Source organism: Kribbella rubisoli, from assembly GCF_004217145.1.
Classification (GTDB): Bacteria; Actinomycetota; Actinomycetes; order Propionibacteriales; family Kribbellaceae; genus Kribbella; species Kribbella rubisoli.
In genome coordinates, this window is sequence record NZ_SHKR01000011.1 from 2137475 (window position 1) to 2159190 (window position 21716).

21 protein-coding genes are annotated in these 21716 nt (G+C 68.2%); 9 read left to right on the forward strand and 12 right to left on the reverse strand.

Going from position 1 to position 21716, the window contains the following annotated elements; genetic code table 11:
- Positions 1–143: 143 nt before the first annotated feature.
- The 4 genes from EV645_RS13305 to EV645_RS13320 are packed head-to-tail and all read left to right on the forward strand — an operon-like array spanning position 144 to position 2634.
- A complete protein-coding gene (locus tag EV645_RS13305) occupies positions 144–1220 on the forward strand; it encodes an ABC transporter ATP-binding protein (RefSeq protein ID WP_130443107.1) in 1077 nt (358 codons plus the stop codon).
- Between the two features lie 4 nt (positions 1221–1224).
- The gene (locus tag EV645_RS13310; RefSeq protein WP_242000363.1) at positions 1225–1659 is read left to right on the forward strand and encodes a protein phosphatase; all 435 of its coding nucleotides are present in this window, start codon (positions 1225–1227) and stop codon (positions 1657–1659) included.
- Positions 1660–1681: 22 nt separating this feature from the next.
- Positions 1682–2077: a RidA family protein gene (locus EV645_RS13315; RefSeq protein ID WP_130443109.1), complete on the forward strand. Its 396-nt coding sequence runs from the start codon at positions 1682–1684 to the stop codon at positions 2075–2077.
- A complete protein-coding gene (locus EV645_RS13320) occupies positions 2074–2634 on the forward strand; it encodes a GrpB family protein (RefSeq protein ID WP_157997057.1) in 561 nt (186 codons plus the stop codon). Before EV645_RS13315 ends, EV645_RS13320 begins: the two co-directional genes overlap by 4 nt.
- Here the strand turns inward: EV645_RS13320 and EV645_RS13325 are convergent.
- Positions 2564–3826 (reverse strand): FAD-binding oxidoreductase, encoded by a 1263-nt coding sequence (locus tag EV645_RS13325; protein WP_130443113.1) that lies wholly within the window; start codon positions 3824–3826, stop codon positions 2564–2566. The two genes, EV645_RS13320 and EV645_RS13325, sit on opposite strands and share 71 nt — an antisense overlap.
- Positions 3827–3885: 59 nt before the next feature.
- Here EV645_RS13325 and EV645_RS13330 point away from each other — a divergent pair, with 59 nt between their 5' ends.
- The gene (locus tag EV645_RS13330) at positions 3886–4893 is read left to right on the forward strand and encodes a helix-turn-helix transcriptional regulator (protein WP_130443114.1); all 1008 of its coding nucleotides are present in this window, start codon (positions 3886–3888) and stop codon (positions 4891–4893) included.
- Here EV645_RS13330 and EV645_RS13335 read toward each other — a convergent pair.
- Both EV645_RS13335 and EV645_RS13340 read right to left on the reverse strand, forming a co-directional pair.
- Complete coding sequence (locus EV645_RS13335) at positions 4846–5247, reverse strand: hypothetical protein (RefSeq protein ID WP_130443116.1); 402 nt, start codon at positions 5245–5247, stop codon at positions 4846–4848. The two genes, EV645_RS13330 and EV645_RS13335, sit on opposite strands and share 48 nt — an antisense overlap.
- Positions 5244–5741 carry a DoxX family protein gene (locus tag EV645_RS13340; RefSeq protein ID WP_130443118.1) on the reverse strand — a complete coding sequence of 166 codons (498 nt, stop codon included), beginning with the start codon at positions 5739–5741 and terminating at the stop codon, positions 5244–5246. The genes EV645_RS13335 and EV645_RS13340 overlap by 4 nt, the downstream gene beginning before the upstream one ends.
- A gap of 80 nt (positions 5742–5821) precedes the next feature.
- Between EV645_RS13340 and EV645_RS13345 the strand changes: the two genes are divergently transcribed.
- On the forward strand, positions 5822–6454 hold the full coding sequence (locus EV645_RS13345) for a MerR family transcriptional regulator (RefSeq protein ID WP_130443120.1): 633 nt from the start codon (positions 5822–5824) through the stop codon (positions 6452–6454).
- On the opposite strand, the gene EV645_RS13350 is transcribed toward EV645_RS13345, so the two are convergent.
- On the reverse strand, positions 6422–7414 hold the full coding sequence (locus tag EV645_RS13350) for an alpha/beta fold hydrolase (RefSeq protein ID WP_130443122.1): 993 nt from the start codon (positions 7412–7414) through the stop codon (positions 6422–6424). The two genes, EV645_RS13345 and EV645_RS13350, sit on opposite strands and share 33 nt — an antisense overlap.
- Positions 7415–7460: 46 nt before the next feature.
- Here EV645_RS13350 and EV645_RS13355 point away from each other — a divergent pair, with 46 nt between their 5' ends.
- A complete protein-coding gene (locus EV645_RS13355) occupies positions 7461–7988 on the forward strand; it encodes a helix-turn-helix domain-containing protein (protein WP_130443123.1) in 528 nt (175 codons plus the stop codon).
- Here the strand turns inward: EV645_RS13355 and EV645_RS13360 are convergent, their stop codons facing one another.
- Positions 7989–8639 (reverse strand): hypothetical protein, encoded by a 651-nt coding sequence (locus EV645_RS13360; RefSeq protein ID WP_130443125.1) that lies wholly within the window; start codon positions 8637–8639, stop codon positions 7989–7991.
- A gap of 31 nt (positions 8640–8670) precedes the next feature.
- Positions 8671–11805: a replicative DNA helicase gene (locus EV645_RS13365; protein ID WP_422386621.1), complete on the reverse strand. Its 3135-nt coding sequence runs from the start codon at positions 11803–11805 to the stop codon at positions 8671–8673.
- Between the two features lie 343 nt (positions 11806–12148).
- Between EV645_RS13365 and EV645_RS13370 the strand changes: the two genes are divergently transcribed.
- Both EV645_RS13370 and EV645_RS13375 read left to right on the forward strand, forming a co-directional pair.
- Positions 12149–13471: an MATE family efflux transporter gene (locus EV645_RS13370; protein WP_242000364.1), complete on the forward strand. Its 1323-nt coding sequence runs from the start codon at positions 12149–12151 to the stop codon at positions 13469–13471.
- 41 nt (positions 13472–13512) lie between these two features.
- Positions 13513–14247 carry a hypothetical protein gene (locus tag EV645_RS13375; RefSeq protein WP_130443127.1) on the forward strand — a complete coding sequence of 245 codons (735 nt, stop codon included), beginning with the start codon at positions 13513–13515 and terminating at the stop codon, positions 14245–14247.
- Here EV645_RS13375 and EV645_RS13380 read toward each other — a convergent pair whose 3' ends face one another.
- From EV645_RS13380 to EV645_RS41840, 6 genes are all read right to left on the reverse strand, one after another.
- Entirely contained in the window at positions 14248–14592 is a 345-nt protein-coding gene (locus EV645_RS13380) for a YrdB family protein (protein ID WP_157997058.1), read from the reverse strand.
- 9 nt (positions 14593–14601) lie between these two features.
- Positions 14602–14979: a DUF4913 domain-containing protein gene (locus tag EV645_RS13385; protein ID WP_130443131.1), complete on the reverse strand. Its 378-nt coding sequence runs from the start codon at positions 14977–14979 to the stop codon at positions 14602–14604.
- Entirely contained in the window at positions 14969–16813 is a 1845-nt protein-coding gene (locus EV645_RS13390; RefSeq protein ID WP_130443133.1) for a type IV secretory system conjugative DNA transfer family protein, read from the reverse strand. The genes EV645_RS13385 and EV645_RS13390 overlap by 11 nt, the downstream gene beginning before the upstream one ends.
- Entirely contained in the window at positions 16813–18426 is a 1614-nt protein-coding gene (locus EV645_RS13395; RefSeq protein ID WP_242000365.1) for an ATP/GTP-binding protein, read from the reverse strand. Before EV645_RS13395 ends, EV645_RS13390 begins: the two co-directional genes overlap by 1 nt.
- Positions 18427–18628: 202 nt before the next feature.
- Positions 18629–20137: an SCO6880 family protein gene (locus EV645_RS13400; RefSeq protein WP_198681568.1), complete on the reverse strand. Its 1509-nt coding sequence runs from the start codon at positions 20135–20137 to the stop codon at positions 18629–18631.
- On the reverse strand, positions 20124–21716 hold the full coding sequence (locus EV645_RS41840; protein WP_157997059.1) for a TrbL/VirB6 family protein: 1593 nt from the start codon (positions 21714–21716) through the stop codon (positions 20124–20126). The genes EV645_RS13400 and EV645_RS41840 overlap by 14 nt, the downstream gene beginning before the upstream one ends.

A 21716-nucleotide genomic window follows, 5' to 3' on the forward strand; every position in this document is an offset into this window, starting at 1 on the left:
TACATCACTTAGGAATGTAAGCGGGGGTTCGCTCGTTGTAAGAAGTGCTTGCTGATGCGTCACCAAGCAGACACCCAAGACCTGGGGGCCTTTGCTACGGATCGTCCGGCACGTTCCTGCCGGCGAAGGAAAGGAAGCGCGACATGGCAACTGTCTCGTTCAAGGGAGCCACCCGGGTCTACCCCGGCACCGACCTCCCCGCGGTGGACAAGCTCGACCTCGACATCTCCGACGGCGAGTTCATGGTGCTCGTCGGACCGTCGGGTTCCGGCAAGTCGACCGCGCTGCGGATGCTGGCGGGGCTCGAAGAGGTGAACGAAGGCGGTATCTACATCGGCGACAAGGACGTCACCAACGCCCCGCCGAAAGAGCGGGACATCGCGATGGTGTTCCAGAACTACGCGCTCTACCCGCACATGTCGGTCGCCGACAACATGGGGTTCGCGCTGAAGATGCAGGGCATCCACAAGGACGAGCGGGCCAAGCGCGTGATGGAAGCCGCCAAGCTGCTCGGCCTCGAGGAGTACCTCGAACGCAAGCCGAAGGCACTGTCCGGCGGTCAGCGTCAGCGCGTCGCGATGGGCCGCGCGATCGTGCGCAGCCCGAAGGTGTTCTTGATGGACGAGCCGCTGTCGAACCTCGACGCCAAGCTCCGGGTCCAGACCCGCACCCAGATCGCCGAACTACAGCACCGCCTCGGCGTCACCACCGTCTACGTCACCCACGACCAGGTCGAGGCCATGACGATGGGCGACCGCGTCGCCGTACTCAAGGACGGCGTCCTGCAGCAGGTCGACACCCCGCTGAACCTCTACGACCGGCCGCGCAACAAGTTCGTCGCGGGCTTCATCGGCTCGCCGGCGATGAACCTGATCAACGCCGAGATCGTCGACGGCGGCGCCAAGATCGGCGACTACGTCGTACCGATCGCGCGGGAGCTGCTGGCCAAGGCCGGCGACGACAAGACACTGACGCTCGGTGTCCGGCCGGAGGCGTTGCACATCGCCGACAAGGGTCTACCGGTCAAGGTCTCGGTGATCGAGGAGCTCGGCTCGGACGCGTTCCTGTACGGCTCCGCGGACCACGCCGAGAACCAGCAGATCATCGCCCGCATCGGCACCCGCCTGCACAACGACAAGGGCACCGAGGTCTACCTGGCCCCGGACCCCGAGAAGCTGCACCTCTTCTCCACCTCGACCGAGGAGCGCCTTGTAGTTTGATCCCGTGGGCCATTGGGACAAGGACGCACTTGGTGTGATGGAGCTGCCGTCGGGTCGGCTCGTGCGCGGACGTAGTCTGCGGCGAGGCCCGGCGGCAGCGCCGTTTCCGACGTACGGCGTCTATCTGCTCGGGTCGGAGCCGCCCGATGTGCCGTGGGAGACGCGCTGGATCAAGTGGCCGGACTTCCGGTTGCCTGTGGATCGCGCGGCGGCGTTGACGATCTTTCGCGAGGCATTGGAGCGGGCCTCGATCGGGCGGGTCGAGTTCGCGTGCGGCGGTGGTCGCGGGCGGACCGGTACGGCGCTCGCGTGTATCGCCGTACTCGATGGGGTGCCTGCTGATCGGGCGGTCGCGTACGTACGTGCCCACTTCGACAAGCACGCTGTGGAGACGCCGTGGCAGAAGCGGTACGTGCTAAATCTGTTGACCCGCGGCTGACCTCTCGCGTTGGGTTCGAGGCGTGAGCATCGAGCGGACCAACCCCAGCGGACTCCACCAGACCCCCGGCTACCACCACGTCACCACAGTCCAGGCGGACACGCTGATCTACCTGGCCGGACAGTGTCCGTTGCAGCCGTCCGGTGAGCTGGCCGCAGGCGGTCTGGAAGGCCAGACCGCTCAGGTGATCAGCAACATCCTGACCGCGCTCGAGTCTGCCGGCGCGACTCCTGAGCACGTCGTCCGCACAGTCATCTACGTCGCCAGCCCGGACCGCGAGGATCTGTCCGCCGTGTGGACGCAGCTCAACGCATCGCCCCTCGGCCCGGCCTTCACCACCGCCAGCACTCTGCTCGGCGTTGCCCAACTCGGCTTCCCAGGCCAGCTGGTCGAGGTCGACGTGACCGCGGCGCTGTGATCGCCCCCGCCGAAGTCGTCGCATACGATCCGCGGTGGCCCCTGTGGTTCGCGGAGATCGCCGCGGTTCTGGAGGCGCACCTCGGCGACCTCCCACACGTGATCGAGCACGTCGGCAGCACCGCCGTCCCCGATCTGGCGGCCAAGCCGATCATCGATCTCGACATCGTCGTACCGTCGGCCGAGCTGGTGCCGGCGGCGGTCGAGCGGTTGGTTGCCGCTGGCTACCAGCATGAGGGTGATGCCGGGATCCCCGGTCGGGAGGCGTTTGGGTTGCCGCCAGACGTTGCCTACTACCACCATCTGTATGTCGTTGTCGAAGGCAACAGAGCTCACCAGGACCATGTGCTGCTCCGTGATCATCTGCGCGCGGACGCGGTCGACCGGGAGCGGTACGCCGCCCGCAAGCGCGAGCTGGCGTACCTGCTCACCACCGACCGCACCGCCTACGTCGACGGCAAAGGCGCCCTGGTCGAAGAACTGCTCGCTAAAGCTGGTGGTTCGCGAGCAGCCGGTGGCTCGGGTCGTACCGCTCCCGGAGCTCCGTCAGCCGGGTGAACGTCTCCGCGTCGTAGACATCGCGGAGGTCGATGCCGGCGCCGTTGAAGTTGAGCAGCCGGCCGACCGTCAACTCACGCCAAGGTTCCAGTACGGCGTCGCTGGGGTCGTCGTCGCCAGGTGAGATCACTGTGATCGAGTACGCCGCGTCCCGATGGCAGACCGCGTTCGCGATCGCGGGCCGGCGGGTGAGCGCGCCGCCGAGCTGGCGGAGGCCGACGACACACCTCGTCGACGCCTCCGGACCGGCGAGCTTCGGCAGCGTTGCCAGCGCCGTCGGGTCGAGGTCGCTGACCAGCACGTTGCGCGAGCTGAAGCTGTCGGGCCGATCGGGCTCGGCGAAGATCCTCCCCGACTCGACGTAGGGCATCTCGCCGACAGTGTCCATCGCAGGCCGTCCGATCGCCCGCAGCTGCCTGATCAGCTCCTCGGAGTTGTCGCCGAGAATCGCGAGCTGCACCTGCGCGATGTACCTCCCGCGAAGCGCCGGCGGGATCGGTGGGATGTCTGGCAGCGGTACGAGCGCCGTCGCTGTGGTCACCTCGTCGGGGACGGTCTCGGTCCATTGCCGCCATACCTCCAGGACGTCCGGGTGCTCCGCGAGGTCGAAGTACAGGCTCCCGCCGTACAGCGTCGGTACGTCGAACAGCTCGATCTCCATACCGGTCACGACACCGAAGTTCCCGCCGCCACCTCTTGTCGCCCAGAACAGGTCCCGGTCCGCGTCCCGCCGTACGCCGTCCATGGTCACTACCTCGATCCGGCGGACGTGGTCCGCGGCGTACCCGAAGCGTCGCGCCATCAGACCGAGGCCGCCGCCGAGCGTGTACGAGATCGCGCCCACGCCCGGGAAGCTTCCGGACAGCGGCGCGAGCCCGTACGGCGCGGTCGCCGCCATCACGTCGCGCCACGTCGCGCCTGCTTCGATCCACGCGGTCTTCTTGGCCGGATCGACCGTCACGCTGTTGAACTTGGCGGTCGCGATCAGCACGCCACCGTCGATGCCTGCGGTCAAACCGTGGCCCGATGCCTGCACGGCGATCTTCTTGTCGTGATCGATCGCGTAGCGCACCGCTTCCTCGACCTCGGTCGCACTGGTGACCGGGAAGATCACTTCGGGCCGATGAGGGTCTCGCCGCTGGTACCCCAGGCGCGCCTCGTCGTACTCCTTGCTTGTCGTCGTCAGCATCATGAAACTCACGCTATGGGCCCTTTCGGACAGGTCTTGTCCGCAAGGCATCCTGTTTTGTCATGGATTTGCCTGGCCGCCTGCTCCGGTTGCTGTCGCTGCTGCAGAGCCGCCGTGAGTGGTCCGGCCGCGAGCTGGCCGACCGCCTCGGCGTCACCGAGCGCACGGTACGACGCGATGTCGACCGGCTCCGGTCGCTCGACTATCCGGTCACCGGGACGACCGGGACCGCGGGCGGTTACCGGCTCGGATCGGGGACGAACCTGCCGCCGCTCCAACTGGACGACGACGAGGCGATCGCCGTCGCGCTGGGGCTGGTGGGCGCGGCCGGCGGCGGGTTGAGCGGGATGGCGGAGAGTTCGATGAGCGCGCTGGCGAAGCTGGAGCAGGTCCTGCCCGCGCGATTGCGGCCCCAGCTCGCGGCGGTGAGTTCGTCCGCGGAGGTGATCCCGCGGCCCGGCGTACCGCAGGTTTCACCGGGAGTGCTGGCCGTCCTCGCACGCTGCTGCCGGAACCACGAGATCGTTGCCTTCGGCTACCACGGCCGGGCGCGCGGGGCGACGCGCCGACGGGTGGAGCCGCATCAGCTGCTGACGTTGGGATGGCGGTGGTACCTGCTTGCGTTCGATCCGGGGCGGGACGACTGGCGGATCTTCCGGGTCGACCGGATCGGCGACGTGACGCCGGTGTTGCATCGGTTCACTCCGCGGGAGTTGCCTGCCGCGGACGCTGCGTCGTACCTGGTGGAGTCATTCGTGTCGGCGCAGTACGGGCACTCCGTCCATCTGACCGTGCAGGCGCCCGCGGGGACGGTTTCCGCAACCTTCGAAGGGGTCGTCCGCGGGATCGTCGAGCCTGTTGATGCGTCGTCCTGCACCGTCCGCTTCAGCGCAGACACACCGGCGATGCTGCTGACCCAGGTCGCCGCGATCGCTGCCGTCGCGCCGTTCGTCGTCGATCACGCCACGCCGGAAACGGCTGAGCTGATCGCCCGGGTGGGCGATCAGCTCAGGCAGTCCTTCTCACGCGGCGATCAGGCCGATCCCGAGCGTCAGCACCCCCAAGGCTAGGGATGCGGCGCCGACCCAGAGAACCCAGAGGAACTGGTTCGGCTGGGTGCGGTCCTTGCCGGCCGACGAGGCGAAGAAGCCGCCGGACATCAGAACGGCCGCGACCGGAATCGCCAGCCGGGCGACCCAGAGCCAGAACCCGGTCAGGCCCGTCTGGTCGACGTACAGGAGTCCGACCAGGCTGAGGATGACCAGGACGCCGGCGTGGGCGTGGCCCGCCCGGGCGAACGACTTCTGGAAGCCGGTCATCGGCACCTGACCGCGGACGATCTTGGTCATGAAGTAGCCACCGAACTGGATCGTCACGATGGTGAGCAGGATGACGCCTGCGATGGTGCGTGATGCGTCGGTCATGCGTACACGTTCTCCTTGACTGGTGTGGTGCTGCGGGCGGATCGCGCGACCCACAGAGCTACGGCGAGGTACAGGATCTGCTCAGGGATGCGCTGCCAGAGCGGTGTCGCCTCGCCGCCGGCGAAGGGCACGTGGGCGACGGCGGCGTGGATGTTGGCCGGGAGAAGCGCGACGAACAGTGCGGCCAGTGCGTACCCGGCTGGTTTGCGGGTCGCGGTGATGACCAGGCCGGCGGCGCCGAGCAGTTCGAGTACGCCGGTGAGGTAGACGAGCGCGTCGGCGTACGGCAGGAAGGGCGGCACCATCCGCACCATGTCGGCGTGGTTCGGCATCACCGTGACGCTCGCCGGAACGAAGTGTGCGCTCGCGGTGAACAGCAGCATCACCGCCATCGCGTGCGCCGCGGCGGCCGGCCAGGTGGTGAACCGTCGTACCCCGAGCGCACCCAGCGCCCTGAAGCCGACGGCTCCGAGGATCAGTACGAGCGGGATCATCTCGCCTCCTTATGGATAGTTGCAGTATCCGCTTATGGATACTGATACTATCCATCACAGGCAACAGGAAGGCAAGCGCAATGCGAATCGGGGAACTCAGCAAGGCGACCGACGTACCGGTGCCGACGATCAAGTACTACCTGCGCGAGGGCCTGCTCCCTGCCGGCGAACTCACCAGCCCGAACCAGGCGTCGTACGGCGAGGCTCACGTCCGCCGGCTGCGCCTGATCCGCGCACTGATCGAGCTGGCCCAGGTCCCGGTCGCTCAGGTCAAGGAGATCCTCGAGTCACTCGACTCCGACACCGAACCCCTGCACGAACAGATCGGCCGCGCCCACCGAGCCCTCACCCCCACCCGCCGCCTCAACGCCACCGACGAAGCCCGAACCGCTGCCACCGCCCAGGTGACCGACCTCATCACGACCCGCGGCTGGAAAGTAGACCCCGAGGCCCCCGCCCTGGCCACCCTCATCGACACCATCGCCGCCCTACACACCCTCGGCCAACCAGCCCTGGCCGCCCACCTCGACACCTACGCCGACGCAGTCGAACGCTTCACGGCCCTAGAAATCGAAGCGGTCACCGCCAACCCCACCCGAGACCAACTAGCCGAATCAGTTGTCATCGGCACCATCCTCGGCGAAACCCTGATCTCCTCCCTGCGCCTACTGGCCCAGGAATCAATCTCCGCCGACCGCTGGACGAGCGGCTGACTCCACCCAACTGAGGATGGTTTGCAGGGCTTCGGGGTCCAGGCGGGCGTCGTCGGCGTTGTAGCCGTTGCCTGGGGTCGCGATGACCTCTGCCGCGGTCCGGGTCTCGTGCTTGAGGACGTGGTTGGCGCTGGGCGGGAAGGCGAAGGTGATGTTGGGCATGCCGGCGGCGGCTGCCTGCAACGGATCGCCGTCCGCATGCATGTCGACCTGCAGGTCATGTGCGCCGATCAGCACGAGCGTCGGGATCTTGACCTCCGACAGAGTGCGGGTCGCGTCCTCGGACCACAGTTCGCGGGCGAGCGGCAGGTTGGCGGGCGTCTCGAAGCTGGCCAGCACCATCCGCACCTGCTCGGGAATCTGCGGGTCGGGGTCCATCGGCTGGGCCGCCTCGTAGCGGTCGGTTGCGGCGCGGACCAGCTCCATGAGCTCGTCGCCGTTGGGGAGCTGGGCAGCCTGGAGTCCCAGCTGGGCCAGGAGGATTTCCCTGATCGGTCGGCCCGGCGGCGCCGCGAGCACGATGCCCACGAATGGGATGTCTTGTGCGCTGACGGCGTAGTGGAGCACGTGGAGGGTGCCCTCGCTGTTGCCCAGCCCGACGATGCGCGAGGCGTCGACGTACTCCTCGGCAGCTAGGGTGCCGACGGCTGCGACCAGCTCGTCGAGGTGCGATTGCATGCTGAGTTTGCCGATGAGCTTCGGCACGTTCTCGGCCGCGTGCGGACCAGACACCCGCTTGTCGTAGCGCAGGGAGGCGATGCCCGTTTCAGCCAGTGCGTCGGCGAGGAGACGGCCGCTGCCGTTGGTGCCGGGCAGGAGCGGGGAGCACCAGTCCCGGTCCGTGGGTCCGCTGCCGGCAACCAGTACGACGGAGGGGAACGGGCCCGCGCCGTCCGGCCTGACCAGCGTGCCGTACATCGTGATGCCGTCGAGCTCCCAGGACACCTCGTGGGCCGTCATGCCAAGAATGTTATCAGGATTGATAACAATGGCGTAAGGTGATCGCGTGAGCAGCGCGGACCTTCTTCTGCACCCGGTGCGTCTGCGGATCGTGAAGACCTTCCTGGGGGATCGCGCCCTCACCACGGCGCAGATCGCCGCCGAACTCAACGACGTACCGACGCCCAGCCTGTACCGGCACATCGCGACCCTCACGCGGGCGGGCGTACTGCAGGTCGTCGCCGAGCGGCAGGGTCGTGGCAGCGTCGAGAAGACCTACGCCCTGCGGCTGTTGGCCGCGCGGCTCCAGCCCGACGAGATCGATTCGATGTCCCTCGAGGACCACACCCAGGCCTTCATGGCCTACATCGCCGGCCTCCTGGGCGACTTCGACCGCTACCTGGCCCACGACCCGGCCCCCGGCCACGACGGCGCCGACTACCGCGTCGGCGCGCTGTGGCTGACCGACGCCGAGTACGCCGACTTCCTGACCGACCTCACTGCACTGCTGCAATCCCGGCTAGCAAACAAGCCCACCAAGAACCGCCGCCGTCGAGTCGCCTACCACGTCCTCCTACCCGCCCCGGAGCACTGATCACCCGTCATGCGCCGAGTCGACTCCAGCTCGGAGGCGTGTTTGCCTCCTGCGCTCCCACCAGATCTGCGGAGCGCGGCGAGCCAGCTCGGGCCCAACAGCGTCGTCGACCCATTCGTAACCCATGCGGAGGCAACGCGGGCAACGAATCCGTCCCGCAGGAAGCCGCGTCGACGAGCTTTCCAAGAAACGCAGGACCCTGTCGAACTGGTCGTGATATCTGAACAACAGCTCACCGTCCAGCAGATGCATCAATGTCAGCTGTACGATCTCGGCGGCTTTCGCACCCTTCGCGAAGGAGACGTCATCTCTGCTGATCAAGTCGAGAGGTTCTTCCCGGAGCCGCACCACGGAGTGCACGAAGCCGCTATCCACAAGCAGGGCGGACTTGCGCGCGTCGCCTTCTTCTCGCCCTTCATGCCAATAGGCGCCGTCGTACTCGATGGCCAACCGGCAGTCAGGCGCGAGCTCGAAAACCATGTCAACGGCCATCCGCCGGTCATTGGGGAAGGGCACATCATGCCGGCCGCCAGGCATCACGAACGAAAGCAACTCGAAGGTCGCCAACTCGATTTTCGAGTCGCGTGTCCCAGCCTCTGTCGCGCAGTTGCAACCCGCACGATAGCGCCCGCGTGCCGAGTAGTAATTCACACCAAGACGCTATCGGCCGACACCGACAGCCTCAGCCGTCGTGGGCCATGTCGACGAACCGGGAGTAGTGGCCCTGGAAGGCTACGACGACATCGGCGGTAGGCCCGTTACGGTGCTTGGCCACGATGAAGTCGGCTTCGCCAGGTCGAGTGGACTCCCGCTCGTAGGCATCCTCACGGTGAAGCAGGATGACAACGTCGGCGTCCTGTTCCAGGGAGTTGTGCGTAGCGATGCCCTCGGCAACGAAATTGTGCGTGCCTAGGACGGTGGCGTCGTACACCTCTTGCTCGCCGAGGCTTTCGATCGTGGTGATCGTGTCCCAGAAGATGTCGTTGGTAGCCAGGACCTCGAGGTCGGCGTCGTCGAGGATGTCGGCGACCTTGGCCAGGCGCTGGCGGCTCGGGGCGTGCTTCCACATCGTCGATCCGGAGAACTGGGTGCTCATGGCAGAGGCGAACTCGCGGTGCGAGACGTTGCGTGCGGCAAGAACCTCGCGAACCTTGGACCAGACCTCCTTCGGCACGGTGTCGAGGTTGGTGTTGACCTTCACGTCACGCAAGGCAGTCGCGACCTCGAGCACCTTCAACCCACGCAGCCCATGTACGCCGATGCCGTCGCAGAACCGCAACTGGTTCTCGGCGCCGTAGATATGCAGGTGGTAGGTGTCGCGGTATCCGGCCTTCTTCACGGTCTTGATCCGGCTGAAGATGTTGTGGCGGAGGAGGAGGCGGGCCAGGTCGTCGGTGAGGCGGCGGCTGGTGCTGGCGTAGTAGATGCGTGCCTGGCCGACCTTTGCGTCCCAGCGGACGGAGCCGTCTGTAGCCCAGAGGTGGCGGACGAAGTGGGCGACCTGCTCCTTGGGCAGCGCGAAGACGCCTGCCGGGATGAATTTCTCGTGACTGCGCAGGCCGAACAGGCCGAGGCCGTCGAGCCAGGCAGCGATCGGGTTGCGCTTGCCGCGGGCCAGTCGGTACGGCGCGGGAAGGCGGAGCGTGGTGACCCGCGCGGCGGCGTACTCATCGCGGATCGGGGAGATGCCGAAGCGGCGCTGAGCAGCCTCGCCGACGGCCGTCAGGTTCGCCTCGTCGATGCTCGCGTAGCGGATCGGCTGACGCTTGACGAAGGATCCGTCACCGAGGAGGTGAGCGAGCAATGTCAGCTCGTCCTCGTCCCACGGCGTCACGTCGAGAGGCGGTGGGACATGCCGGAGCGATCCCAGCCTCGCGCCCGGCGACAGCTCACCCAGCGGCTTCCATCCGTCGTACGTGAGGAAGGGGTGGTTCGCGGTGGCCTTGATCTCCCGGCCGGAGGCGAGCTTCAGCCGGTAGACCTCCTTCACCCCACTCGGGAAGGCATGCGTCAGCGTCCGCGGCACCAGCTTCAGCCGGTCGTCGAGCGACCAGACCGGAATATCCCGGGCATCCGTCGCGAGCAATTCACCGAGCGAGATCTCAGCGCCGTTGTCGGCCCGCATCAGCCGGGTGTCCGCGGTCAGGCAACCTGATTCGCGGAGGTCGGAGGCCATGGGGCGTTTGTCGGAGCGTTGTTCGGAGCCTCGGTTCAGCTGGCAGATGGCTACTACGGGGAGTTCTAGTTCTTTGGCCAGGAGCTTGATGGAGCGGGAGAACTCGGAGACTTCGAGTTGGCGGGACTCGACCTTCTTGCCCGAGGTCATCAGCTGGAGGTAGTCGATGATGATCAGTTTGAGGTCGTGGCGTTGTTTGAGGCGGCGGGCCTTGGCGCGGATCTCCATCATGGTGAGGTTCGGGGAGTCGTCGATGAAGAGAGGGGCCTCGGAGACCTCGCCCATCTTGCGGGCCAGGCGGGCCCAGTCCTCGTCGGTCATCTTGCCGTTGCGCATGTGGTGCAGCGGCACCTTCGCCTCGGCGGAGAGCAGACGCATGGTGATCTCGTTGCGGCTCATCTCCAGCGAGAAGATGCAGGAGGTCAGGCCGTGCTTGATCGAGCAGGAGCGGGCGAAGTCCAGGCCCAGCGTGGAGTTGTGGGTCGGGATCATCGTCTTGCCGGCCAGATACAGATGGTCGGCGTTGTCGACCTCGACGCAGCGCACCGGCACGCCGACGACCGGGTCGACCCACTCGACCCGGCGCTCGCCCTCACCGACGAGGGCGGCCGGGAAGCCGTGCCCGGTGATCTGCCGCGGCGCCGACCCGGGGATCGACGGTGTCAGTCCGGGACTCGCTGACATCGCCGTGTACAGGTCGGCGGTCGTGCAGACCACCGGGCGGCCGCCGTCCTCGACGAGCCACTGGTGCTCGGCGTCGGCGACGATCGCGCTGCCGTCGGAGAACGACAGCCGGAAACAGGGCCGGTCGACCATCACGTCGGTCGCCGCGACCACGGTGGTCGGCAGCCCGCTCGCATCGAGCAACTGGTCGCCGACCGCGACCTCGCCCATCGTGGTCCAGCCGGTCGGCGTCGGCAGCGGGGTATCGAGGGCCAGCGCCTTCCCCATCGCGGGACGCGCGGCGACGATGATCATCTGGCCGGGGTGCAGCCCGTTGGTGAGCTCGTCGAGATCGGTGAAGCCGGTCGGCACGCCGACCATCGCATCACCGCGGGAGTCGATCGCCTCGATCTCGTCGAGGGTGCCCTCCATGATGTCCTTCAGCGGGGCGTAGTCCTCGGCGGTCCGCTTCTCGGTGACCGAGTAGATCTCCGCCTGCGCCTCGTCGACGACATCGTCGACCTCGCCCTCACCGGCATACCCGAGCTGGACGATCTTCGTGCCCGCCTCGACCAGCCGGCGGAGGATCGCCTTCTCGCGGACGATGTGCGAGTAGTAGCTGGCATTCGCCGCGAGCGGCACGGACGCGACCAGCGTGTGCACATACGGCGCGCCGCCGATCCGGGCCATGTCGCCGCGCTTGGTCAGCTCCGCGGCGACGGTGATCGCGTCGGCCGGCTCACCTCGGGCATACAGGTCGGTGATGGCGTCGAAGACGCTCTCGTGCGCCGGGCGGTAGAAGTCCGTGCCGCGCAGCGTCTCGATGACGTCGGCGATCGCGTCCTTGCTCAGCATCATCGCGCCGAGCACGCACTGCTCGGCCGCCAGGTCCTGCGGTGGGGTGCGGTCGAAGCCCATCTCCGGACTGCGCTCTTCGTGGCCGCCGTCCTGGCCCCCGCGGAACTCCGCCACGCTCACTTCGCCCGACCTCCTCGTCCGCCGCCGCCCGGCCAGTGTGGGCCGGGTTCGAACACCTGCTCGAACCGTAGCCCGGCCCGCCGACACTTTCCGGCAGCAGGCCTCGCGACCGTACGCCGCTGCCGTCACCCAAAGCCACCCAGCCGTCCACAGGGGGTGTGGACGAACTGTGGGAAACTCCGTGAAGGGCTGTGCACAGGCTGCGAACAACCCTGTGGATATCTGTGGACGTTTGCCCACAACATCGCTCTGACCTGCGATTTCTTCCGTTCACAACTGTGGAGAAGAAAAAGTCTGAGACGAATTTCCGAAGCCCCCGGCCGTCGTGGGTAACCTCGCTCCGGTGAGACGCAGACGATGGGTGGGCGAACAGGATCGGGAGATCCTCCGGCTGGCCGTCCCAGCGTTCTTCGCGCTGGTCTCCGAGCCGCTGATGCTGCTCGCGGACTCCGCGATCGTCGGCCACCTCGGTACGCCGCAACTCGCCGCGCTCGGCGTCGCCGGCACCATCCTGCAGACCCTCGTCGGCGTCTGCGTATTCCTTGCCTACGGCACCACATCCGCGGTCGCGCGGCGGATCGGCGCCGGCGATCACAAGGGCGCGCTGGCGCAGGGCATCGACGGACTCTGGCTGGCCTTGCTGCTCGGCGTCGTACTGGCGTTGCTCGGGCTGGCCCTCGCGCCGCAGGCCATCGCGGCGTTCGATCCGTCGCCCGAGGTGGCTGACTATGCAGTGACCTACCTGCGGATCTCGTGCTTCGGGATCCCCTCGATGCTGCTCCTGCTCGCGGCGACCGGCGTGCTGCGGGGGCTGCAGGACACCAAGACCCCGATGGTCGTCGCGATCACCGCCAACCTCGCGAACATCGGCCTCAACGTCCTCCTCGTCTACGGCCTCGGCCTCAACATCGCCGGCTCGGCCCTCGGTACGGCGCTCGCGCAGACCGGCGCCGGCGTCGCGCTCGTGGTGGTCGTCGTCCGCGGGGCCCGCCGCGACGGCGCCAAACTTCGACCGGACCGCCCGGGCATCCTCGCGTCCGCGCAGATGGGCGTTCCGCTGATCGTCCGGACGCTGACGTTGCGTGCGGCAATCATTCTGCTCACCTTCGTCGCAACCGCCCTGGGTACGACGTCGGTCGCCGCACACCAGGTCGCGTTCACGCTGTGGTCGTTTCTCGCTCTTGCCCTGGACGCGATCGCGATCGCCGCGCAGGCGCTCACCGGTCGCGCGCTCGGCGCCGGTGACGTCGCGGGCACACGCACGATCACCCGGCGGATGATGTGGTGGGGCTTGTTCTCCGGCGTCATCGGCGGCCTCGCGTTGTGGGGCCTGCGCGACGTCTACGTCCCGTGGTTCACCAGCGATCCCGAGGTACGCCGTACGCTCGCGGCCATCCTGATCGTCGCTGCGCTGTGGCAGCCGGTGAACGGCGTGGTGTTCGTACTGGACGGTGTGCTCATCGGCGCGGGCGACGGGAAGTACCTGGCCGCCGCGGGGGTCATCGCTCTGGTGCTGTACGTACCGCTCGCGCTGGCGGTGCTCTGGCTCGGCGGTGGGATCGTCGCGCTCTGGTGGGCGTTCGGCGGGTACATGCTGCTGCGATTCCTCACGCTGACCATCCGCGAGCGCCGCGACGGCTGGCTGGTCACCGGAGCTACCCGCTGACCCTGCGGTGCGGCATCGTGGAGCGGAAGGAAAGGAGCGGCATGCCCGACACCGACGACGACCAGTCCGTCGACCTCGACCCCGTCCAGCGGGAGTCCGGTGACGACGACACTGAGGCCGCCCGTGAGCGGCATGCCGCACAGGCGCGAGCCGAGGCCGACCGGCGTCCGATCGCGGACCTGACGGCCGAGGAGGACGCAGAGCGGCGCGCCGCGGAGGACGTGCAGGTCCGTCTGGCGGAAGAGGACGAGGCTGTCCGTGCAGAGCAGCTCGAGCTCGCCACCAACGAGGAGCAGGAGCTGCAGGAGCTGCGTCACCGCGACCAGCTCCTCGACGCCACCGCAGAGACCGAGCGGGCCATGAAGCTCGCGTATTCGGACCAGGTGGCCGGCGAGCGGTACCGCGCCGAGGCCACCACCGAGCGCCAGCGCTCGATCGGCGACCTGGCTCGCGGTCGTCACGAGCTGGACGAGGCAGCGGCCCACCCCGACGAGCGCGGCTCGGCCGAGCTTGCAGCGAAGGGCCGGCGCGACGAACGCGCCAGCGGCATCGAGGATCGCCGGGCCGAGTCCGACGACCGCCTCGCGGACCGGTACGACGCTTCCGCGCGGGAGTACCGTCGCGAGGTGTCGCCGGACCCGCGCTACGCAGTACAGAATCCTCCGAAGGAGACTCCGGAGGCGCAGCTCCCCCAGGCCCGCCGCAACGTCCGCAGCCGGCTCAGGACCAAGCGGAAGACCGTCGATCGCAGTGCCGAACCCGACCTCGAGCTGTAGCTAGGGCTGCAGCTTCTGCGTCTGGATGATCGTCAGGTTCGCCGCGACCACGACGACGAAGACCACGCCGAGCAGCGGGTGCCCCAGGCTCCACAGGGCGGCACCCGCAAGGCCGAACACCAGCACCTTCACGACCCAGCGCACCGCCGGCGTACCGCGGGTGGCGGTCGGTGCTGCGAACAGTCCCCAGACCACCGCCGTCACAGCCGGCAGCCCGATGGCGAGCAGCCACCGGGCGAGCGTCGTACCGCCGGTGTCCCAGCCCCACCAAGCAAAGATGCCTAGGGCAACCAGCTCGACGAGGAACGCCAGCAGCAGGTTGCTCCACTTCCAGAGATTCAACACAGCCACATGTCAGATGCCGCGGATGTTCGGCTGGCGCTGGTCGAAGAACAGGCCGGCCGGCGGCTCCTGCACCGGCAGCGGCGGGATCGGGTAGTCGGTGTGGACGTTGTTCCGGCAGGCCGCGAACGGGCCGTCCGGGTCGAGCAGTGCCATCATGTGCGGGTCCGCGTGGTCACGCCACCAGACCGACATCCCGGTCGCCGGGTCGAGCCGCAGGTGCTCCCACGCACGCCAGATCGAGTCGAGCCGGCTGAGTGCCTCCGCGTGCCGGTACCACTCGGGGCACCAGACGAACTGCTGCCCGAGCCGCCGGGTGTAGAGGTAGATCAGCCGGTCTTCGACGAACGCCGCGACGTGTGGATAGAAGAGCTCCTGTTCACCATCCACCTCGGTTGTCCCCTTCGTTCTGCTCCCAGACCGGCCGGTCCGGGCCGCGCTGCGGCGGGGGCGCCTGTCCGCCGGTGCCTGCGGACACCCACGGGTTGTTGCTCACCGGGACGTTCGCGGCCGCTCCCGGATCGTACTTCGCCAGCGACGCCTTCACCGCACCGGCGTCCGGCCGGGTGAACCACGGGACGGTCTTCACCAGCGTCGCCGGGATCCCCGACGGGAACACGACCGCGCGACCGGGCGGCATCGAGGCGAGGTCGGAGACCTCCATGATGTTGTGCCGCTGGACCTGCGAGCTGGTCCCGCGCTTGCCCTCGTTGTACGACACCGAGTTCGAGTTGATGTCGTAGTCGCCGATCATCTTGCTGAGGTTCTCGAGGAAGGACGCGTCCGCCGCGCCACCGCCGTACACCCGGATGTTGGCCGAGCCCCACAGCTTCTGCATGCCGTGGTCGCCCCAGCACTCCTGACCCTGCGCCCAGGACTGCAGGATCGTCATCAGCACGATCCCGCGGGAACCGAAGTGCGAGTACAGGTCGGGCAGGTTCTTCCACCGGCACACGTTCGCGGCCTCGTCCAGTACGCCGACCAGCGGGCTGGGCATGCGGCCCATCGGGCAGCCGCGGGCGAACTGCTCCGCCGCCTCGACGACGGCGACCGTCAGCGCGGTGACCAGCGGACCCGCCGTACCCGCGCCTTCCTTGGAGAGGCTGTACAGCGTGCCGCCCTTGCGGACGAACTCGTGCGGGTTGAACTGCGGGCGATTGTCGTTCGGCCCGCTCGGGACGACCCAGCGCGTGACCTTGCGGTTGATCAGGAACTGCGCGCTCTGCTGCGCCGTACCGTAGACACCCGCACGCTGCTTGTCCGGCGCGTTGATGACACCGGACAGCGCATCCGCGGACATCTGCAGGCCCGGGGTGTTGCGCAGGATCCGCTCCGGCTCGTCGTTGCGCTGGTCGGCGAGCCAGCTGTAGACCTGCGTGATCGGGCGCTTCGCCACCGCGGCGGCGAGCAGCAGACCCGCCAGCAGGTCAGTACCCGCAGCGTCGAAGAACGCGTCGGTCTGGGCGCCGACCTGGCGCTGCGACGCGACGAAGTGCTCAGCGAGCTCGCGGGCCTTGGTCTCGTCGGTGATGTAGCTCAGCGGGTTCCACCACCAGGTGTTCGGCTCCTCGCAGACCTCCTGCGGGTCGAACACCCAGACCGGGCCCTTCTCCGTGCGCGGGCCACGGGTGGCGTCGACGATGTCGCGCTTGTTGGAGGTGGCAACGACACACCCGGGCGCGTCCAGGATCGCCGGCACCGCGCGTGACGTGGTCTTACCGGTTCGGGGACCCCAGATGTCGACATGCATGTCTTCCCAGTTGCCGAAGACCTCGAGGTTGTCCCGGACCGTGCGGCCGATCAGAATCCCCGGGCCCGCGTGCCCGGCGCCGAGCTGGTTCGCCTTCTCCTGCGCGCCTTCGCGGGTGAGCTTGTAGATCTCGGACCGCTTCGACATCAGCTGCGCCTGCCGGTCGACCCGGCCGACCGACTTCTGCCGGCTCCGGAAGTACCAGAAGCCGGTGCCGACGAGACCGAACAGCACGACCAGCTCGATGATCAGTACGCCGGTGGCCGCGCCGGACCAGTCCAGGTGTCCCTTCATCAGATCGACGATCGCGTCGAACGGGTTGCCCACCGGCGGCGAGCCGTTGATCGCCGCCGCGACCTTCATCGCGCCCCAGAGCGAGAACACGACCAGTGCGAACACACCGACCGCGGCGAAGATCAGGATCGACTCGGGCGACAGCCCGCCCGGTCCGGTGCTTTTCCTGCCCTGGGCCATTACTCGTCAACTCCCGTTCGGGCGACCACTCGGGTGGTGGGGTCGGGCGGCGGCAGCATCGCCGGATCGTCCAGGCTGTACTCGCCGACGACCGCCTCGCTGCCGTCCGGTGCGACCTCCACCTTCAGCGGCTTGCCGTCCTCGCCGGTCTTCCACAGCTTGTTGGTGTCGTTGATCTCCCGCTCGACGCTGGTCAGGCCGACGTGCACCGGGATGCCCGGGCGGCCACCGACCTTGACCAGGAAGTTGCCTCGCCCGGGCGGCGCGGCTTCCTGACCGGTGGCCGGGTCCCAGGCGGGCGGGTCCTGCCAGCCGATGAGCATGTTCTGCTCTTCCTGCGACATCGGCACGACCTCGGTCAGGTTCTCCATCTCGGCCCGCGGCAAACCGCCGCAGATGACCATGCCGGAACGCTCGACGAAACCCTTCGCCTTCATCCGGTCCTCGGGGTTCTGCAGCGCCAGCAGGTCGGACATGGTGTGCGAGATCATCGCCATCCCGACGCCACGCTGCCGGTTCAGCCGTGTCAGGGCGTCGACGCGGTCGACCAGACCGCTCCCGGCCCGCAGCACCCGCCACAACTCGTCGAGGATGACGAAGTAGTGCCGCCGCGGCTCCAGGCCGGCGTCGGCCAACGCCTGCGAGACCGCGACCGCGCCGAACCCGTACGACCAGCAGGCCAGCAGTACGGCGGCCTGCAGGCTGGTCTCGGAGTCGTCGATGTTGGAGACGTCGAACACGACCGGCCGGTCGAGCTGCATCGGGTTGTCGGTCTGCTCGGAGAAGATCTCGCCGAGCCGGCCGCCGCCGACCAGACCGATCAGCGATGCCTCGAGGCCTTCGGTGATCTGCCGGTAGCGGTCCAGGCTGCCGCGGTCCAGGGCCACGTTGCGGACCCGGTCCGGAGCGTCCTGCACGACCTGGAGCAGGTCGCGCAGCACCGGCGTCCCTTGGAAGCGCTCGTCGAGGACCTTGAGCGCCTCGTCGAGGATGGTCTCCTCGCGGTCGTTCGGCGGCTGCGAGCGCATGATCGAGATCAGCGCCGAGACCATCGTCTGCCGGCGGCCGTGCGCGTCGGCCTGGATCGCCTCGCGCGCCTTGCCGGTCAGCCGGAGCGCGGCCTCACGGGACTCACCCGGGTCGAGCACGTTCAGGTGCCCACGGCCACGACCGAGCTGGATGACCTGGCCGCCGAGGGCCTCGATCAGGTCCTTGTAGTCGGGCTTGAGGTCGCCCAGCACGAGCGGCATCACGCCGTACCCGGCCAGGCCGAGCGCCATCCGCCGGGTGATCGTCGACTTGCCCAGACCCGGCTTGCCGAGCACGAACATCGACGGGTTCGAGATCAGCTTGGCCCGCATGAACCAGCTGATCGGGTCACAGCACATGGTCGCGCCGGACAGGATGTTCCGCCCGATCGGCACACCGACCATCGGGCTGCCGGTGCCGGCCGCGAACGGCCACATACCGCAGACCTGCACCGTCGTCCCGCGCCACTCGGGCGCTGCCTGCAGGTACGTCGAATAGCCGCCGCCCGGGCCGGGCCAACCCCGCGGCATCGGCCGCTTGCCCCGCTTGCTCGGATCGACCGGCTTCTTCTGCTTCTGGCTCACTGTGACTCCCCAGAGGTCACCGTGCTGCTTTGTCCAGGTCCTGTGTGGTGATCCAGCGCCGTAGCGAGGAGGTGCTCGGTGCGGTGCATCGGCGCGCGGGGGCGAAGGTCTCGATGCGGAGCATCGTGGCCTTTGCACCCGTGCGGCGAGGTGCCGCACCGAGTGCCCCGCAGTAGGCGATGGATCACCACACAGGGCCTAATCATAGAGACTCCCGCAGCCCGGCCGGCACGGCCAGGTGATTCTGCAGTACGACGCCCAGCGGCAGCGCGGCCACGAACGCGGAGTCCTGCGACCCGAACGCCGGGCGGAGCAGGACGCGCGCGGTGGCGCCCAGGTTGTCGATGGCGGCGATCATGTCCGGGATCTGCTCGACCGTCATCACCGTGCCGGTGACGATCATGCCGAAGTTGACCAGACCCGCACCGCGCGCTTCCTCCTGCGCGGACCGGTCGGCGGCACGTGCCTCGGCCAGGCTGCGGGCGGACGGCCGGCTCGACGTACTGGCGCGGAACGACGCGTTGCGCTTGTCGGCCTCGACCATGCGCGCCGACGTACCGGCGTCGAGCGGGCGGTAGAGCAGGGTGACGCGCTTGCGGTCGATGTCGACGTGCGGCGCGACCAGCTGCGACAGCACCGACGAGAACACCTCACCGCGCGGCGCCTGCGACATCTGCCAGGTCACCGACCAGGCCGAGTCGTGCCGGTACTTGTCCCAGAACGCCTGCGCACCGGACGGGCCGACGTCGGTCCACTGCAGCTCGGGCGGCATGCCCTGACCACGAGCCTCATCGATGAGTACGGCGGACGCCGGGTCGTACGCGATCCGGATCGCCTCGCACAGCTCCTGCGCGTTGACCGGCCGGGCCGCACCCGCACCGGTCGCGTTCAGGCTCTGGGTCAGTGCAGGCAGCCGGGCCGCGAGCTCGCGACCCATGTCGTCTTCCTTACGGCGCTTGCCGCTGCGGTCGGTGCCCTTGAAGGTCAGGGCGACCCGGGCGGAGACGAGCGCCGAGCCCTCCGGGTAGGTCTGCACGACCTCGGTCAGCATCGCGCGGGCGATCGCCGGCGTACCGTCCATCATGTTGTTGCCGACCTCACGGCGCAGCCGGATGCCGGTGTCGGGGGCGCTCTCGACGGTCACCGAGGCGGCGACGATGCCCGGCTCGTGACCGAGCGACGCCAACCACTGGCCCCAGTGCGCGACCCAGATGTCGACCTGCTCCTCGTCCACCAGCGAGGCACCGTCCGGCTCCGCGTTGATGACGACCGTGAAGTGCCGGGTGCTCGGGTAGTAGAGCAGGGCGAACGGGCGCCCGTACGAGTCCTTGTACTCACTCAGCTGGGACGACGCGGCCAAGCCGGGGAGCTGGAACTTGCCCCACGCCGTACGGCCGAGAGGACCGGATCGGTAGATGTTGTGCTTTGCCATCTTTGCTCGCTGCCATCCAATTCGGGTCGAGATCCGTTGCAGCGTGGACTGCCCATGCTTGTCCTTGGTCATCAGCAGCAGCAGTACGACGCCGACGACCAGCAGCGTGACCATCGCTGCGGGAAGACCGCCGGACATCGTCGCGATGACGACCATCAGCAGGCCACCCATCAGGATGGCTGTGCCGAGCATGCCCAAGCCGCCGATACCCGCCGAGGCGGGCTGGCGCCAGTTGCCGTAGGTGCGAGGTGCGCGTCGTACGTTCTCAGCCGCTGCCACTTGGGCCTTCCGGTGTCGGTTGGTCGTCGCCTCCGCCGCTGCCGCTAGGGCCAGGTGGAGGTGGAGGCTGGTTGCCTCCGCCGCTCTGCTGTCCGCCGCCCCCGCCGCCCCGGCTCGAGCCGCCGGAGCCGTTGCTGCCGCTCGGGCCGCTGCTCGAAGACTGCGAGGCGGCTGCGTCGCCCTGGTCGGTGGTCTCGGCCGCCGCCGTCTTGCCTGCGTCCGAGATGCCCTTGGCAATCGCCACGCCCACAATGACCGGCGCAGCCACGGCCGCTACCGGTGCGGCCGCCGCAGCTCCGGCACCCGCGCCCGCTCCGGCCCCGGCCCCGGCCCCGGCCCCAGCACCGGCGCCCGCTCCGGCTGCCGCGCCTTCGCCACCGGCCGCGGCACCTTCACCAGCACCGGCAGCACCCTCACCGGCACCGCCGCCACCACTCGGAGCCTGCTGCTGTGCTCTACCGACGTTCTGCGCGCCGGACGGGCCGTCGCCTCCGCCTCCGCCGCCGTCGTCGGCGCCCTGGCTGGTCTGCTTGTTCGCCATGTCGCCCAGCTTGTCCATGCCGGGCATCATCTTGGCCGCGATCATGCCGGCGCCGGCCGCGCCCGCGGTGGCCGAGACCATCGGCACGATGAACCGCATCAGGGCCGGCAACGCGAACAGCGCGAGCACCAGCATCGTCAGGCCGGTGACCACGTTCATCACCAGGCTGCCGACGTCGGCAGCATTGGTGCCGTCGTAGTGCAGCGGGGCGCCGTTGTTCGAGACCAGGCGGATCGCTGTCGCGTAGACGATCGCCGCCACCGGTTTGTAGAGGATGAAGGCGAGCAACCACGCGATTATTCGTTTGAACCAATTTCGGCCCATCTCGGTGTTCGTCGCGGCGGCCGAGATCGGCAGTACGCCGAGCAGCAGGATCAGCATCGCGCTGCGGACGACCATCAGCACGATCTGGATCACGCCGGCGATCACGCACAGGATGCCGACCGCGATCATGATGCCGATCAGCAGCGGTGAACCGGCGAGTGCCGCGACCGCGGCGAAGCCCAGCACCACGGACATGCTCGCACCGAACGCCTTCGCGTCGCCGGAGCCCATCTTGTCGCAGTTCTTGATCCAGAGGTCTCCGCTCGAACTCAGCGAGGAGCTGACGATGCACTTGGAGAACGTGTCGCCGGCGGTGATCAGCGCCTGAGCGACGGCGATCGAGAAGGCCGAGGCGACCCCCAGGGTGATCAGCGAGCGGAGCAGATCGCGAGCCGACTCACCGCGCTGTGTCCAGGCCATCTGGATGGCGCCGACGATCAGCCCGATCGCCGCGATGAACAGGGCAATGAACTGCGTGTGCGACCAGACCCAGCTGACCGTGTCGTTGGCCGGCTGACCGGGAGCGCCCTCCACCGACGGTGTCGGCACGTAGATCCAGAACGTCGCGATCGTGGACATCAAGGTGCCGACCGCACCGGAGATTGCGTCGAGGATGGGCTGGAACACGAACTTCATCACCGCTTCCATGGCGGGGGCAAGGACCGCCGAGACGGCTTCTTTCAGCAGATCCGTGGCCCAGTTGAGCGGAATCAT